This is a genomic window from Novosphingobium sp. TH158 (genome assembly GCF_002855555.1).
GTDB lineage: Bacteria > Pseudomonadota > Alphaproteobacteria > Sphingomonadales > Sphingomonadaceae > Novosphingobium.
In genome coordinates, this window is record NZ_PKRT01000001.1 from 2,394,144 (window position 1) to 2,410,298 (window position 16,155).

Annotated in this window: 11 protein-coding genes; 6 read left to right on the forward strand and 5 right to left on the reverse strand. The window is 68.0% G+C overall.

Features of this window, described 5'->3' with window-relative positions; genetic code table 11:
- Positions 1-63: 63 nt before the first annotated feature.
- From C0V78_RS11840 to C0V78_RS11855, 4 genes are all read left to right on the forward strand, one after another.
- A complete protein-coding gene (locus C0V78_RS11840; protein ID WP_216822179.1) occupies positions 64-1,230 on the forward strand; it encodes a sensor histidine kinase in 1,167 nt (388 codons plus the stop codon).
- On the forward strand, positions 1,227-1,874 hold the full coding sequence (locus tag C0V78_RS11845) for a response regulator transcription factor (RefSeq protein ID WP_101797900.1): 648 nt from the start codon (positions 1,227-1,229) through the stop codon (positions 1,872-1,874). Before C0V78_RS11840 ends, C0V78_RS11845 begins: the two co-directional genes overlap by 4 nt.
- A gap of 8 nt (positions 1,875-1,882) precedes the next feature.
- Complete coding sequence (locus C0V78_RS11850; protein WP_101798347.1) at positions 1,883-3,838, forward strand: ATP-binding protein; 1,956 nt, start codon at positions 1,883-1,885, stop codon at positions 3,836-3,838.
- Between the two features lie 132 nt (positions 3,839-3,970).
- Positions 3,971-4,291 (forward strand): response regulator, encoded by a 321-nt coding sequence (locus C0V78_RS11855; protein WP_256385685.1) that lies wholly within the window; start codon positions 3,971-3,973, stop codon positions 4,289-4,291.
- A 23-nt stretch (positions 4,292-4,314) separates the two neighbouring features.
- On the opposite strand, the gene C0V78_RS11860 is transcribed toward C0V78_RS11855, so the two are convergent.
- The 4 genes from C0V78_RS11860 to C0V78_RS11875 all read right to left on the reverse strand — a co-directional run bounded on the left by C0V78_RS11860 (position 4,315) and on the right by C0V78_RS11875 (position 9,951).
- Positions 4,315-6,192, reverse strand: a complete 1,878-nt coding sequence (locus tag C0V78_RS11860; protein WP_101797901.1) for an AMP-binding protein — start codon at positions 6,190-6,192, stop codon at positions 4,315-4,317.
- Between the two features lie 16 nt (positions 6,193-6,208).
- Positions 6,209-6,712, reverse strand: coding sequence for a GNAT family N-acetyltransferase (locus C0V78_RS11865; RefSeq protein WP_101797902.1), 504 nt, complete (start codon positions 6,710-6,712; stop codon positions 6,209-6,211).
- A gap of 97 nt (positions 6,713-6,809) precedes the next feature.
- Complete coding sequence (locus C0V78_RS11870; protein WP_101797903.1) at positions 6,810-8,492, reverse strand: MFS transporter; 1,683 nt, start codon at positions 8,490-8,492, stop codon at positions 6,810-6,812.
- A 22-nt stretch (positions 8,493-8,514) separates the two neighbouring features.
- Positions 8,515-9,951, reverse strand: coding sequence for a DcaP family trimeric outer membrane transporter (locus C0V78_RS11875; protein ID WP_144039889.1), 1,437 nt, complete (start codon positions 9,949-9,951; stop codon positions 8,515-8,517).
- Positions 9,952-10,152: 201 nt separating this feature from the next.
- Here C0V78_RS11875 and acs point away from each other — a divergent pair, with 201 nt between their 5' ends.
- Positions 10,153-12,102: an acetate--CoA ligase gene (acs, locus tag C0V78_RS11880; protein WP_101798349.1), complete on the forward strand. Its 1,950-nt coding sequence runs from the start codon at positions 10,153-10,155 to the stop codon at positions 12,100-12,102.
- Entirely contained in the window at positions 12,099-12,731 is a 633-nt protein-coding gene (locus C0V78_RS11885; RefSeq protein WP_101797904.1) for a response regulator transcription factor, read from the forward strand. Before acs ends, C0V78_RS11885 begins: the two co-directional genes overlap by 4 nt.
- On the opposite strand, the gene C0V78_RS11890 is transcribed toward C0V78_RS11885, so the two are convergent.
- Positions 12,708-16,049 (reverse strand): PAS-domain containing protein, encoded by a 3,342-nt coding sequence (locus tag C0V78_RS11890; protein ID WP_101797905.1) that lies wholly within the window; start codon positions 16,047-16,049, stop codon positions 12,708-12,710. The two genes, C0V78_RS11885 and C0V78_RS11890, sit on opposite strands and share 24 nt — an antisense overlap.
- Between the last annotated feature and the right edge of the window lie 106 nt (positions 16,050-16,155).

Here is a 16,155-nt window from a genome sequence, read left to right on the forward strand (position 1 = left end):
GAAACTTGGGGTCCTGGCTGATCGCCTGGAGAAGGGGGCATTGCACCGCCTCCGCCAATCGTCGTGAAGCAGATAGGCAATTGGAACTCGGGCAAGAATTGGCCGGATGGCTGGCTGCGCGGCCTAGGCTGGATGGCCTATGCACAAGGCGGCGGGCGGGGTATCAGGGCGGGCATGGAACAAGGCGCGCCTGCCCTGGCCCTTCAGGTCGAAACCGTGGCAGAGCTGCGCGAGCTCTATCGCGCGGCAGAGGCGCGGGCGGCGCGGATGCGGCTGATGTCCACCAGCGGCCGCCAGCTGGCCCTCGCCGAACCGGGCACTGCCGGACCGATCCTCGATGGCTGTGCCGAGCGGCTCGCCTATTTCCTGGGATCGCGCAAGGGCACGGTCAGCCACGATCCTGCGGCACCCGGCCTGCCGATCCCGGCGCCCGGCAGCGGCAATCGCAAGATCGGCGCTGTCCAGATCGAGGGCTTCTCCGCGCTCGACGACATCGCCGATCCCGAAGACCGCGAGGCCTGCCGCCTGCACCTGGAGATGATGGGCGCGACGATCGACCGGATCGACCGCGAACAGCGCCTGGAATTCGTCGTCGGCCGCCTGTTCACCGCGCAGGAAGAAGAACGCCGCCGCGTCAGCCACGAACTGCACGATGGCGTTGCCCAGACCGCGACGGCGCTGGCGCGGATGCTTGAAGGCGCCAGCACGGGCGGGCGTGATCTGGAAGCGGCGGACCGCGGCAGGCTGGCTGCCATCGCCCGCGAGCTGGTTGGCGAACTGCGCGCGGTGATCCGCGGCCTGCGCCCCACGATCCTTGATGACCTGGGCCTTGCTGCCGGGCTCCATTCGCTGGGCGAGGGCATCGAGGCCGAGGGATACCGCGTCACGGTGCGGATCGACAGCGATGTGGCCGCATGGCCCTCGCACGTGGAAACCGCCCTATTCCGCGTCGCGCAGGAAGCCGTCACCAATATCCGCAAGCATGCCGGGGGCCCCTGCGCAGTCACAATCGAGCTTTCCGCCCGCAAGGACGGCCCCTTGCCCTTCCTGCGCGTGGCCGACGGCGGTCGCGGCGCTGCGGCGGGCGGCTCCGGCGTGCCTTCGGGACCGCGCGAGCGGTTCGGCATCGACGTGATGCGCGAACGCATGGCCTCCATCGGCGGCGCGCTTGACTGGCAGGCCGGGCCCGCCGGCGTCACCGTCACCGCCAGCTTCCCGAGGCCCGAATGACCGTTCGCGTGCTTATTGTCGATGACCACCAGCTGGCCCGCGTCGGGCTCAAGGCGGTGCTTTGCGACGATGGCTTCGAGGTGGTGGGCGAAGCTGCCAGCGGCGAGGAAGCCGTGCGTCTTGCCGCCGAACTGGTGCCCGACGTGGTGCTGATGGACGTGCGCCTGGGCCCCGGAATCGACGGGCTGGAAGCCACCCGCCGCATCGCTGCGCTGGGCCTGCCGACGCGGGTGCTGATGCTCTCGCTGCACGAAATGCCCGCCTATGTGCGCGAGGCGCTGGCCGCCGGTGCTGGCGGCTATGTACTGAAGGACGCCAGCATCGGTGAACTGCGCGGCGCGGTCAGCCAGGTCATGGCGGGGCAGAGCGTGATCCCGCTGGGCCTGATCAACGCCGCCATGCGCGAGCCGCCGCCGCAGCGCGCGTCGCGGGCCGATCCCGTCGCCCTGCTGACCCCGCGCGAACGCGAGGTGCTCGGCGAAGTGGCGCGCGGGCGCACCAACAAGGAGATTGCCCGCGTGCTCGCCGTCAGCCCGGCGACGGTGAAGGCCCATGTCGAGCGGATCATCGCCAAGCTGGGCGTTTCTGACCGGACCGAGGCCGCGGTGCTTGCCGCCCGCGCAGCCGCCGGCGTGACGGAGTGAGGCGCGCCATGGCCCTGCGCACGCTGACCCGCTTCTGGGCCGATCGCCCGCTGGCGCTAAAGGGGCTGGTGGTGGTCGCCCTGCCGCTGGCCATCCTGCTCGGTGCGCTGGTTTCGCTCTACATCGCCAGCAATGCCGAAGTGCGCGCCGAGGATGACGTGCGCCGCGCCGTGGCGATCCAGCGCGATACCTATCAGGCCCACGCCCTGCTGGCCGAAGCCGCCGCCGGGGTGCGCGGCTATGCGCTGACCGGCCAAGATCGCTTCCTCGAACCCTATCGCAAGGCGGAAAGCTACCTGCCCGAAACGATGGCCCGGCTCGACCAGGCGATCCGCGACAAGGAGGTGCGCCAGCGCTTTGACCGGATCAACGAACTGGCCGGGCGCAAGCGCGAGGGCCTGCGCCGCATCGTCGAACTGGCCGACGATCCCGCTGCGCGGCAGGGTGAGCCTTCGCCGATCGAGCAGGCGCTGGTTTCCAACAAGGTCGTGCTCGATGCCATGCGGCTGGAGATCGAGCTGATCCAGCGCCGGGAATCGGTGCTGCTGGACGAGCGCCGCGCCCGCGTGGAGGAAGTGCGCGCGCGTTACCTTACGCTTACGGCGGTCAGTGCGCTGGTCGGCCTGCTGGGCAGTCTGGCGGCGGTCTACCTGTTCTCCACCGGCATCGTCCGGCGGGTGAAGATGCTTGAGGGCAATGCCGGCCGCCTCGCCCGCGGCGAGGAGCTGACCAACCTGCCCGATGACGATGCCGACGAGATCGGCCGGCTGGCGCAAAGGCTGGCGCGGGCCAGTGCCCTGCTGCGCGGCCGCGAACAGGCGCTGCGCGAAAGCGAGGAACGCTTCCGCCTGGTGATCGAGGAGGTGCGCGATTACGGCATCTTCGCGCTCGATCCCGATGGCGTCGTCACCAGCTGGAACCTGGGCGCGCAACGCATCAAGGGGTGGGAGGCGGACGAAATCCTCGGCCACCACTTCAGCAGGTTCTATCCCGAGGAAACGCGCGATTACCTGCCCGGTGAAATGCTCGCCCGCGCGCGGCAGGGCGGCACGGCAGAGGACGAGGGCTGGCGCCTGCGCAAGGATGGCAGCCGCTTCTGGGCCAATGTCGTCATCACCGCCCTGCACGATGAACTGGGCGAGCTGCGCGGTTTCGCCAAGGTCACCCGCGACATGACCGACCGACGCCGCTCGGAGGAAGCGCTGCGGGTGGCGCGCGAGGAGGCGATTGCCGCCAACCTTGCCAAGAGCGAGTTCCTTTCCCGCACCAGCCACGAACTGCGCACGCCGATGAGCGCGATCCTGGGCTTCGGCCAGTTGCTCGAACTCGACGAGGACCGGCTGGAGCCGCGCCATCGCGAGGCGCTGAGCCAGATCATGAAGGCGGGCCGCCACCTGCTTTCGCTGATCAACGACCTGCTCGACATTTCGAGCATCGAGGCGGGCGGGGCGGAGCTGTCGATCGAACCGCTCGATCTTGGCGAATTGCTGGAAGAGGTCCATGCGCTGGCCGGGCCGATTCTGGACACCGCCGGGCTGCACTTCGTGCTGGAGCCGCCGGCGCAGCCGCTCGTCGCCTGGGCAGACCGGCGGCGGGTGGTGCAGGTGATGCTCAACCTCGTGTCCAACGCGGCAAAGTACAACCGTACCGGCAGCCAGGTACGCTTGTCCTGCGCGCTGCGCAGCCGCGACATCCGCATCGCGGTGGAGGACGATGGCGAAGGTGTCGCCCCGGCCGACGTGCCGCGCCTGTTCACCCCCTTCGACCGGCTGGGCCAGCAGAACCGGGGCCGGGTGGACGGCACCGGGCTTGGCCTTGCCCTGTCCAAGCGGCTGGTGGAATCGATGGGCGGCCAGATCGGCTACGAGGCGCCCGGCCATGGCGCGCGGTTCTGGTTCACCCTGCCTTCGCGCCCGCGCAGCCGCGCCCGCGCTTCTGCCGCCAAAGCGGCCATCAAGGTCTGACCCATGCCCACCAACCTTGTCGACAGCGCCGAAATCCGGTCCCGCCGCATCCTCATCATCGATGACGAGGCGGCCAATGTCCTGCTGCTGGCCAGCGTGCTCGAGCGCGAGGGCTAAGGCGATATCCACTCGATCACCGATCCGACCGAGGCGGTGGCGGCCTTCGTCCGGCTTGAACCGGACCTTGTCCTGCTTGACCTGATGATGCCCGAGGTCGATGGCTTCCAGCTGCTCGAGGCGTTCAAGCGGCACGACCGGCCGGACGAGTTCCGCCCGGTGCTGGTGCTGACCGCCGATACCACCATCACCACCCGCCGCCGGGCGCTGGCGCTGGGGGCCAAGGATTTCATTTCCAAGCCCTTCGATGTCATCGAAGTGGCGCTCAGGATATCCAACCTGCTGGAAACGCGCGCGCTCTACCAGCGGCTGCGCGAGGGGCGGCAGGCAGACTAGGTCGCCCGCCGCCCCCGGCACGTTCAGCCCTGGGCCGCTTCCTGCAGCTTGCGCTGGATCGCCTCGGGAATCGAGGGGTCGTCGATCGTCGGCGGCGTTTCGAACGGCTGGCCGTTGGCGATCTTGCGCAGCAGGTTGCGCAGGATCTTGCCCGATCGGGTCTTGGGCAGTTGTGCCACCATGTGCGCGGTCTTGAGCGCGGCCACCGCACCCAGTTCGGCACGCACCGCGGCGATCACCTTGGCGGGAAGCGTCGCATCGTCCTCCGCCCCGGCGCGCGCGACGAAAAAGGCGATGGGCACCATGCCCTTGATCGCATCGTCCGCGCCGATCACCGCGCATTCCACGACGCCATCCTGCTGCGAGACGATCTGCTCCATCTGCCCGGTGGACAGACGGTGGCCGGCGACGTTGATGATGTCATCGGTGCGGCCCATGATCGACAGGAAACCATCGGCATCGAAGTGGCCGGCATCGCCGGTTTCGTACCAGCCGGGGAAGCCGGCGAAGTTCTTCTCGAAGCCGGCCTTGTTGTTCCACAGCGTGCGGAACGCTCCCGGGGCGAGCGGGGCGCGGATGGCCACGGCGCCGCTCTCGCCGGTCGGCACCGGCTGGCCATCCTCGCCCAGCACGGCGAATTCGAAGCCGGGAACGGGGAAGCCGGCGCTGCCGCGCTTGCGGCGCAGGTCACCCAGCGCGAAGCAGCTGGCGATCGCCGGCCAGCCCAGCTCGGTCTGCCACCAGTGGTCGATCACCGGCAGGCCGCTCTTGTCTTCCAGCCAGCCGATGGTGTCGGGATCGGCGCGCTCGCCCGCCAGGAAGATGGCCTGGCACTGGCCGGTGCCGATCTCGGCAAGGAAGGTGGCGTCGGGATCTTCCTTGCGCACGGCGCGGATCGCGGTGGGGGCGGTGAAGAAGCTTTTGACGCCGTGGCGCGCGATGGTGCGCCAGAAGGTGCCCGGATCAGGCGTGCCGACGGGCTTGCCTTCGAACAGCACGGTCGTCGCGCCGACCAGCAGCGGGGCATAGACGATGTAGCTGTGGCCCACGACCCAGCCCACGTCGCTTGCCGCCCAGAAGGTGTCGCCCGCACCGATGCCGTAGATGTTGGCCATCGACCAGGCGAGCGCCACGGCATGGCCGCCGTTTTCGCGCACCACGCCCTTGGGGGTGCCGGTCGTGCCCGAGGTGTAAAGGATGTAGAGCGGATCGTCCGATGCCATTTCCGCACAGGCGGGCGCGGGATCGGCCGCGCAGGAGGCGGCGAGCTCTTCCCAGTCGAGCGCGGTGCCAAGTTCGGCCTGCACCTGTTCGCGCTGGAACACCACCACGCTTTCGGGCTGGTGCGCGCAAAGGGTCAGCGCCTCGTCCACCATCGGCTTGTAGGCGATGGTGCGTGCGCCCTCGATCCCGCAGCTGGCGGTAAGCAGAACGCGCGGGGTGGCATCGTCGATGCGCTTGGCCAGTTCCAGCGGGGCAAAGCCGCCGAACACCACCGAATGGATCGCCCCCAGCCGCGCGCAGGCGAGCATGGCGAAGACGGTCTGCGGGATCATCGGCATGTAGATGATCACCCGATCGCCCTTTGCCACGCCGAGGCGGGCGAGCATGGCGGCGACGCGGCCGACCTCGTCCTGAAGCTCGGCATAGCTGTAGCGGCGGATCGTGCCGGTGACCGGGCTGTCATAGACCAGCGCCGGCTGTTCGCCCCGACCCGCCGCGACGTGGCGGTCGATGCAGTTGAAGGCGGTGTTGAGCGTGCCGCCGGCAAACCAGCCGCGGGCATCGTCCCAGGCCGATTGCGGCCGGGCAATCCAGTCGATCGCCTGTGCCGCGCGGCTCCAGAACCCTTCGCGATCCTCGATGCTTTCGCGCCAGGCGCTTTCGTAGGCTTCGCTCATCTGCCGCCCTCCCCGCTTACCGGAAAGTCTTGGAGAGGATCACGAGGGTCGGTTCGCCCTCGAAGGGTTCAGGGGTGAAGCCCTTTTCGCGTTCCAGTTCGATGGCGGCGTGGTTGTCGCGGCTTTCGATGGCGATCACCCGGCGTACGCCGCGCCGCCGGGCCTCGCTGCCCAGGAAATCGAGCAGTGCCCAGCCCACGCCCTTGCCCTTGTAGTCGCTGCGGATCGAAACCGCGATCTCGCCGGTGTCCAGCGCCTTGTCGCAGGCCAGCAGCGCCGAACCGACGAGCGCGCCGTTGGCGCTGTCGAAGGCGAGGAAGCTTTCCGACTGGTAGTGATCGGCATGGATCAGCGGATCGAGCTGTTCGTGGCTGACATGCTCTGCCGCGGCGAGGAACCGGAAGCGCCGGTCTTCATCGCTCACCGAATCGAAAAAGGCCGCGAGTGCGGCTTCGTCGGCTTCGCTGGCGATGCGCACGTCGAGCGCGATGCCGGACCGGGTGCTGAGCTGGGTAGTCATGGGTTACTCCGTTTGGTGGGGTCTGCGCCTATGGACCCCTGGAAGCGCCGCGCCATGATCGGGATCAAGACGCGGCGACTTCCTGGGGAGATGGCAATCAGTCGTCGATGTTCCGCTTGAAGGTTTCAGGCAGGAACAGCAGGCCGACAACCAGGGTCAGGCCGGCAACCACGATCGGATACCACAGGCCATAGTAGATATCGCCGGTAGCCGCGACCATGGCGAAGGCCGTGGTCGGCAGGAAGCCGCCGAACCAGCCGTTGCCGATGTGATAGGGCAGCGACATCGAGGTGTAGCGGATCCGGGTGGGGAACAGTTCCACCAGCAGGGCGGCGATCGGGCCGTAGACCATGGTCACCAGCAGGACGAGGTAGAACAGCAGGGCCACGGTGAGCGGCTTGTTGATCTGGTCCGGGTTGGCCTTGGCCGGGTAGCCGGCGGCGGCAAGGGCGGCCTTGACCTCTTCGGTGAAGGTCTTGATCGCGGCCTTGCGTTCATCGCCGCTCACCTGCGCCGGATCGGGCGCGGTGAAGGTCTTGTCGCCGATCTTGATCTGGGCGACCGTTCCTGCCGGAGCTTCCTGCGAGGTGTAGCTGACCGCCGACTTGGCGAGCAGCGCCTTGGCAATGTCGCAGCTCTTGCTGTCGAACTTGTTCTTGCCGACGGGGTCGAACTGCAGCGAGCATTCGGCATCGTTGGTGATGACCGTGACCGGTGCATTGACCTGGGCGGCGGCCAGCTGCGGGTTCACCGCAGAGGTCAGCGCCTTGAAGGTCGGGAAGTAGGTCAGAACCGCCAGCAGGCAGCCGGCCATGATGATGCCCTTGCGGCCGATGCGATCCGACAGCCAGCCGAAGAACACGAAGAACGGCGTGCCGATGGCCAGCGCGATGGCGGTAAGGATGTTGGTGGTGGCACCATCGACCATCAGCGTCTTCTCAAGGAAGAAGAGCGCATAGAACTGGCCGGTGTACCAGATGACTGCCTGGCCGGCGACGGCGCCGAGCAGGGCGATCAGCACCCACTTGGCGTTCTTCCACTGGCCGAAGGCTTCGGTCAGCGGCGCCTTCGAAGTGGTGCCTTCCTCCTTCATCTTCTGGAATACGGGGCTTTCGTTCAGCTGCATGCGGATCCACATGGAAACGGCGAGCAGCACGATCGAAACCAGGAACGGCACGCGCCAGCCCCAGTCCTTGAACGCTTCTTCGCCCACCAGCGTGCGGGTGCCGATGACCACCAGCAGCGCCGCGAACAGGCCAAGGGTGGCCGTGGTCTGGATGAAGCTGGTGTAAAGCCCGCGCTTGTTGTTGGGTGCGTGCTCGGCAACGTAGGTTGCCGCGCCGCCGTATTCACCGCCCAGCGCCAGGCCCTGCAGCAGGCGCATGGCCAGCAGCATGATCGGCGCGGCCACGCCGATCGAGGCGTAGGACGGCAGCATGCCGACCACGAAGGTGGAAAGGCCCATCAGGCCCATGGTGACGAGGAAGGTGTTCTTGCGGCCGACCATGTCGCCGATCCGTCCGAACACCAGCGCGCCGAAGGGGCGCACGGCGAAGCCGGCGGCGAAGGCGGCCAGCGCGAAGATGAAGCCGGTCGTCTCGTTCACGCCCGAGAAGAACTGGGCGGAAATGATCGTGGCGAGCAGGCCGTACAGGTAGAAATCGTACCATTCGAACACGGTGCCCAGCGAGCTGGCGGCAATGACCAGCTTCTCGTCCTGGGTGGCGGTGTGATGCTTGGGCAAGGCGGCGACATCCGCCGCTGTTTCATGGAATTCCATCGTCCCTCTCCGTTTGTTATCCTTAGAAGCTGTACTTGGCGACCACGTCGATGCGATCCGTCGAGCCTTCGGCCCCGCCGACCAGCTTGCGCTCGCCGTGGCGGTACTCAAGCCCCAGGTCGACGTTCTTCACCGGGGTGTAGAACAGGTTGGCGGCCGCGCTCCACGCGTGCTTGTTGAACGTGGCGAGGCTGGCGGCGGTCAGCGCATCGGCATAGTCGACCGTCTGGTAGCTGCCCATCAGGTTGACGCGCACGCCCGGCATCAGCGGCAGGCGGACCGCGCCGATCATGGCGAGCACGCTGGCCGATTCCAGCTTGTTGGTGCCGGGCACGAACACCGCGTCGGGCGCGAAGTTCAGGCCGACATAGCGGCCGATGTTGCGCCCGTAGGTGACCATGAAGCGGGCATCGCCGGTCTTCTCGTCGTTGAGGAACAGCTTGCCGCCCAGCGAGACGCCGAAGCCGCCCGCGCTGGCCGCAACGCCGCTGTTCTCCACCCGCACCTGCCGCGCCAGCGCGCCGAGCGAGAGTTCGCCCATCTTGCCGGCATAGGCCAGCCGGGCGACGAAGTCGGGCAGCCGGTCATCGCCGTTTTCGTTGAGCGCCGGTGCGCCGAAGCTCGCCGTGCCCGATTCGGGGTTTTCGACCGCAAGGTGCAGGGTCGTGCCGCCGCCCATCGGCGCGCTGTAGCGGATCAGCGGCTGGCGGACGAAGACGGTGCCTTCCGCGCCGCCGACATAGTCGGTGCTTTCGGGCAGGGCGCCGGTGTACTGGAAGGTCGACCAGTCCTGCCCGAAGGTCCAGCGATCGACCTGCATGAACGCGCGGCGCAGCGCCGGGTTATAGCCGTTGGTCGTGCGCTGCGAACCCTGCGTGCCGGGCGATGTCTGGAAGTCGAACTCGAGATAGCCCTTGAGCGCGTGGCCCGCGACAGTGCTGTCGAGATTGAGCCAGAAGCGCGATTGCTTGGCGGTGAAATCGGTATCGTGCGCCGAAGGCTGGCCCCCCGTGGGGATGGTCTGCGGCAGGTAGAAATCGCGGCCGGTTGAATTGGTCGCCACTTCGCCGTCGCTGTAATGGGTGCTCGATCCGATCAGCTTGATATAGCCGCCCAGCTTGATCGTCGTGTTGCCCGAACGGAAACCGTCCGCCGGTGGCGGCGGCGCGGCCGGGGCAGGCGCGGGCTTGCTTTCCAGCGCCGCGACGCGCTGGATGGCGCCGGCGCTTTGGCTTTCGGACAGGCTGGCGCGGGCCTCTGCGGCATTGGCGCGCTGCACGGCGGCGTCGGTTTCGGCGCGCGATTTGGCCAGGTCGGCGCGCAGCGCGCTGAGCTCCGCCTCAAGCCGGTCAAGCCGCGCCTCGACTGAATTGGTTGACCGGGCCAGTGCGGCGTGCGGTGCGGCAAGTGCCGATCCCGCCAGCAGGCAACAGGCCAGGGCCTTGATCCCCTTGTTCATTGCATCCCTCTCCTCAACAGCCCCGGCCGGGTGGTTGTGGCCCACCGTCTGGACCTGGGGTTCCCGCCAGCCTGCCCCCTGCCGTGCAGGGCAACCACCCCGACCATGGTCTGCCATCTACGACCTTGGTCTAGGTCCACGCGGGGCGCGGGGGCTCTAAAGGTGTCCGGCAAAACCAACGGCAGAGAGGAGAGTCTGACCATGGCGGAAGCGCTCTATCCCGTACCCGGCACCTGGGCCGAAACCGCGCTGATCGACGAGGCGCGCTATCATGCGATGTATCGTCGCTCGGTCGAACAGCCGGAGGACTTCTGGCGCGAGCAGGCCCAGCGGATCGACTGGATCCGGCCCTTTACCGAGGTGAAGAGGACCAGCTTTGCCGAGGCCGACTTCGGCATCGAATGGTTCGCCGATGGCACGCTGAACCTCTGCGTCAATGCGCTTGACCGCCACCTGGCCGAACGCGGCGATGCCATCGCCATCCTGTGGGAGGCCGACGATCCGGCCGAGCCCGAACGCCGCATCACCTATCGCCAGCTGCATGAAGACGTGTGCCGCTTTGCCAACCTGCTCAAGGCGCGCGGGGTGAAGAAGGGGGACCGGGTAACGATCTACCTGCCGATGATCCCGGAAGCGGCCGTTGCCATGCTGGCCTGCGCGCGGATCGGCGCGATCCATTCGATCGTCTTTGCCGGCTTCAGCCCCGAAGCGCTCGCCGGGCGTATCGAGGACTGCGACAGCCGGGTCGTCCTCACCGCCGATGAAGGCCTGCGCGGGGGCAAGAAGGTGCCGCTGAAGGCCAATGTCGATGAAGCGCTGGGCCATTGCCCGGCGGTCGATACGGTCATCGTTTTCCGTCGCACCGGGGCCGATGTGGCCATGGTGCCGGGTCGCGACGTGGATTGGGCGGGGGAAGTGACCGCCCAATCCACGTTTTGCCCGCCAGAGGAAATGGGCGCGGAAGATCCGCTGTTCATCCTCTATACCTCGGGTTCCACCGGCAAGCCCAAGGGCGTGCTGCACACCACCGGCGGCTATGCCGTCTGGGCGTCGATCACGCATGAATACGTGTTCGATTACCGTCCCGGCCAGATCTACTGGTGCGCCGCCGATATCGGCTGGGTCACGGGCCATTCCTATGTCGTCTACGGTCCGCTGATGAACGGCGCGACGACGGTGATGTTCGAAGGCGTGCCCAACTTCCCCGATGCCAGCCGCTTCTGGCAGGTGGTGGACAAGTTCGGCGTCGAGATCTTCTACGGCGCCCCCACCGCCCTGCGCGCCCTGATGCGCGAGGGCGACGAATGGGTGAAGGCCACCAGCCGCAAGAGCCTGCGCCTGCTCGGCTCGGTGGGCGAGCCGATCAATCCCGAAGCCTGGGAGTGGTATCACAAGGTGGTGGGCGAAGGGCGCTGCCCCATCGTCGATACCTGGTGGCAGACCGAAACCGGCGGCACCATGATCACCCCGCTGCCCGGCGCGACGGCGCTGAAGCCGGGTTCGGCCACCCGCCCGTTCTTCGGCGTCCAGCCGATGCTGGTCGATAACGAGGGCGTACCGATCGAGGGGCCGGGCGATGGCTGCCTGGTCATCACCGATTCCTGGCCCGGCCAGATGCGGACCGTCTGGGGCGATCACGATCGCTTCTTCCAGACCTATTTCAGCACCTTCAAGGGCCAGTACTTCACCGGCGATGGCTGCCGCCGCGACGAGGATGGCTATTACTGGATCACCGGCCGCATCGATGACGTGATCAACGTATCGGGCCACCGCATGGGTACGGCAGAGATCGAAAGCGCGCTGGTGGCCCATGCCAAGGTGGCAGAAGCCGCCGTGGTGGGCATGCCGCACGACATCAAGGGGCAGGGCATCTATGCCTTCGTCACGACCAATGCCGATGTCGAACCGGACGAGGCGCTGCGCAAGGAGCTGGTCCAGTGGGTGCGCCACGAGATCGGGCCGATCGCCACGCCGGACGTGATCCAGTTCGCGCCCGGCCTGCCCAAGACCCGTTCGGGCAAGATCATGCGCCGCATCCTGCGCAAGATCGGCGAGAACGACGTATCGAACCTGGGGGATACCTCCACCCTTGCCGATCCGTCGGTTGTCGATCATCTTCTGGCCAACAGGCCGCAGCTGGAGAAGGCGTGAGCGAAACCGTACTGATTGCCGACGACCATCCGCTGTTCCGCCAGGCGCTTTCGCTGGCGGTAACGCGGGTGCTGCCCGATGCCCGCATTGTCGAGGCAGGAACGCTTGCCGCCGCGGCCCAGGCTGTTGCCGGGGCGCAGGACCTGCGCCTGATCCTGCTCGACCTGAAGATGCCCGGCGCGGTCGGCTATTCGGGCATCGCCATGCTTCATGCCGAATGCCCCTCGGTGCCGATCCTTGTCGTTTCCAGCGCCGAGGCCAGCGTCGCGGCGGATGAGGTCCGCTCGTTCGGGGCCATCGGCTTCCTGCGGAAGGACAGCGACCTTGCGCAGATCGAGGCGGCGATTGCCCAGGCGCTGGGCGGCAAGGCCGTGCGCGCCGCCGCCGAAAGCCCGCAGACCCCGCTCGATGCGATCCGCCGCGAAGTGGCGGAGCTGACGCCGATGCAGTTCAAGGTGCTGCTGGCGGTGCTCGATGGCCAGCTCAACAAGCAGATCGCCCACGGGCTGGGCATCAGCGAGGCGACGGTGAAAGCGCACATGACCGCCATCATGCGCAAGCTGGACGTTTCCAACCGCACCCAGGCAGCCCTGGTTGCGCGTTCGCTAGGCCTCGACCTCAGGCACTGATAATTCCGCCATGACCCGCTGGAGCATGGCGGGATCGACCGGCTTGGCCAGCACCGGCACTTTCATCGCCGCCGCACGCTCCAGCATCTGCGCCCCGCTTTCGGCCGTAATCAGCAGCGCCGGCTTGCCGGGATGGCGCCTGCGCACCGCCTCGATCAGCGTCAGCCCGTCCTCGCCATCGTCCAGCTGGTAATCGACCAGCATCAGGTCTGCCCCGGCGCAGCGGGCAAGGGCATCGGCGATGGTGTGCCCGCCCAGCGGACGATGGCCCAGCCGGTCAAGCAGGGCCGACGTCGCCGCGACGATCCGCTCGTCATTGTCGATCACCAGTACCGTCAAGGGCCGCGCGTTTGCCTGCCGCGCCCGTGCCTGCGGGGCGCCGGCAAGCGGCCCCGCGCCGTCATGCACCGGCAGGATCAGGCTGAAGCGGCTGCCCTTGCCGGGGACCGAGGCAAGGTCGATCCGCCCGCCGAGCACGCGGCTGATCCGTTCGACCAGCGCCAGCCCCAGTCCGAGCCCTTCCACCTCGACCTCGCCCAGCCGGGTGAACTCGCCGAAGATCGCATCGAACTGGTCGGGCGCGATGCCGACGCCGGTGTCGATCACGTCGATGCGCCATTCCTCGCCGCGGCGGCGGGTGCCGATCAGGATGCCGCCGCTGGGCGTATAGCGCAGGGCATTGGTCAGCAGGTTCTGCAGCACCGAGCGCAGCAGCCCGGGATCGGTTTCCACCACGCCGGGGCACGGGCCGACGCGCAGGTCCAGCGCCTTTTCCGCGGCCAGCGGACGGAAGCTTTCGGCCAGCGCGGTGATGAAGGCCTGCAGCGCCACCGGCTCTGGCCGGGGGCTGACCCCGCCGGCATCGAGCTTGGATATGTCGAGCAGCGCGCGCAGCAGGTCTTCCGCCGCGCCGATGGCCCCTTCGACATGGCCCACCAGCTTGCGGCCCGGTCCTTCGGTCTCGCGCTCCAGCGCCGCGGTGAACAGGCGCGCGGCGTGGAGCGGTTGCAGCAGGTCGTGGCTGGCGGCGGCCAGGAAGCGTGTCTTTTCCCGGTCGGCCTTGGCCAGCCGCCGGTTTGCCTCGGACAGTTCGCGGGTGCGTTCGCTGACGCGCTGCTCCAGCTCGTCGAGCGTGTGTTCCAGCTCGTCGCGCATGCGCACTTCTTCGGTGATGTCGGTGAACGACATGACATAGCCGCCGCCCGACATCGGCCCGCCCACGGTCTTGATTACCCGCCCGTCCTTGCGCCGCCGCTCGAAGGCGTGTTCCAGCCGCCGGCGCAGGTGGTTCAGGCGCTTTTCGATGTGGAACTCGATATCGCCGGGCCCGAAATCGCCGCGCTGGGCGTTGTGCCGGATCAGGTCTGCCACCGGCACGCCGACGCGCACCAGCCCGGGCGGATAGTCGAACAGTTCCTCATAGCGGCTGTTCCAGGCAACGAGGTTCAGTTCGGCATCGACCACGCTGATCCCCGCATCGATGTTCTCGAACGTTTCGGCCAGCAGCTGCCGCGAGAAGCGCAGCGATTGCCCGCCTTCGTCCAGCAGCCGCGTCACGTCCTGCAGGCTCATCTGCCCGCCAGCGAGCGCCGAGGTTACCAGCGCGCGGGCAGACGAGGAGCCGACCACTCCGGCGATCAGCTGCTGCGCGCGATTGGCCCAGCGGCGGTTGACCGGCTTGCCGGCGCGTTCGGCGGGAAATTCCCTGTCGGCGCGCTCCTGCCCGACGAAGCTGGCGGTCAGCTGCACCAGGTCCTGAAGATCGGTGACGCGCCGGGTGCGCAGGATCTTGGGCAGGGGGCGCGGCCGGGAGTGGCGCGCGGCGACAAGAGCATAGACCAAAAGGTTGGCGCCAAGGCTCCAGATCACGCCATGGGCCAGCGGCGATGCCTGCCCGATGCCGAACAGGCGCAGCGGATTGAACGGCCCCGCCGCCAGCCCATCGAGCAGGTTTGTGGGCAGGATCGGCGGCAGGCCAAGGGTGTAGAGCCAGACCACCAGCCCCGTCGCCAGGCTCGCCCGGGCCGCCAGCGGATCGCGGTTCGCGCCCTGCACGGCGAGGATCAGGTGAGGGGTGAACTGGGCCATGGCGGCGAAGGCCACCAGCCCGATCGACGCGAGCGATTCCCGCGCCGAAACCAGCATGGCCCAGGCCAGCGCCAGCGCGATGATCCCGGCGATCGACAGGCGCCGCACCAGCAGCATCCGCCGCCCGATCGCCCCGCCTTCCAGCGCCCGCTTGCCGCGCAGCACTGTGGGGAAGATAAGGTCGTTGGAGACCATGGTGGCGAGCGCAGAGGAATCGACGATCACCATCGCCGCCGCCGCGCTGATCCCGCCCAGCAGGGCAATGGCCACGATGCCGCCGTGCCCCGATTCGGCGGGCAGCAGCAGCACGTAGACGTCGGCCGACTCGCGGCTGCCGATCTCCGTGGTGCCGGCCAGTGCGATCGGGATCACCACCAGCGCCATGGCGAGCAGGTAGGCCGCCAGCCCCAGCCGTGCGCGCGGCAGGTCGTCGGGGGACTGCGCCTCTGCCAGCCCCATGTAGAACTGGCGCGGCAGGACGATGATCGCCATGGTGGAGATCAGGAAGATCACCGCGACGTCGAGCGACAGCCGACCCGGCGCGAACCGCTCGCCCAGCACCGCCGCGCCCTGCCGCACCACGGCCCAGGGCTCGGCGAGCAAGAGCCAGACGGCGAGGAAGCCGACCAGCACCAGCGCCGCGATCTTGATCAGCGATTCCATGCCGATGGCGAAGAGCAGCCCCTCGCTGCGCCCGGCCAGCTCGAAGCGCCGGGCGGCGAACAGCATGGAGAAGACGGTGAGCAGGCAGGCCGCCGCCAGCATGGCCGATCCACCCACCTGCTGGCCGGAGACCACGGCAAAGGCATTGCCGATCGAGAGGAACTGCAGGGCGATGTAGGGCACCGTGCCAAGCAGCGCGATCACCGTGACCAGCCGCGCCACCACCACGTCATGGCCAAAGCGCGCGGCGATGAAATCGGAAACCGTGGCGGCCTGTTCGTCTGCCACGCTGTGCGCCAGCCGCCGCAGGAAACGCGGTGCGGCAACCAGCAGCAGGATCGGGCCAAGGTAGATCGGCAGGTAGGTCCAGCCATCGCGCACCGCGCTGCCGACCGCGCCGTAGAAGGTCCAGCTGGAACAGTAGACGCCCAGCGCCAGGGTATAGGCAAGGTGGCGCAGCCTTGGCGTGTGGCGCAGCGCCTCGGCCTTGCGCTCGACCAGCGCGGCCACGCCGAACAGCAGCAGGATCAGCGCCAGCGCAAGGATCGCGGCAAGGTCCAGGCTCAAGTGGCGGGCACCTCCGTGTGTCGAAGCTGCGAGGACTAGCAGCATTCATCCCTTGCGCAACCGGGCGCGCGAGCACCGTCTCGACCCCGCCGTGCGATAGTGCCAA

Bases quoted from the DNA above. Each gene is read 5' to 3' on its own strand.
- C0V78_RS11860 (WP_101797901.1), bottom strand. From the start codon at position 6,192: ATGAGCGAAGCCTACGAAAGCGCCTGGCGCGAAAGCATCGAGGATCGC.
- C0V78_RS11875 (WP_144039889.1), bottom strand. From the start codon at position 9,951: ATGAACAAGGGGATCAAGGCCCTGGCCTGTTGCCTGCTGGCGGGATCG.
- C0V78_RS11845 (WP_101797900.1), top strand. From the start codon at position 1,227: ATGACCGTTCGCGTGCTTATTGTCGATGACCACCAGCTGGCCCGCGTC.
- C0V78_RS11865 (WP_101797902.1), bottom strand. From the start codon at position 6,712: ATGACTACCCAGCTCAGCACCCGGTCCGGCATCGCGCTCGACGTGCGC.
- C0V78_RS11850 (WP_101798347.1), top strand. From the start codon at position 1,883: ATGGCCCTGCGCACGCTGACCCGCTTCTGGGCCGATCGCCCGCTGGCG.
- C0V78_RS11870 (WP_101797903.1), bottom strand. From the start codon at position 8,492: ATGGAATTCCATGAAACAGCGGCGGATGTCGCCGCCTTGCCCAAGCAT.
- acs (WP_101798349.1), top strand. From the start codon at position 10,153: ATGGCGGAAGCGCTCTATCCCGTACCCGGCACCTGGGCCGAAACCGCG.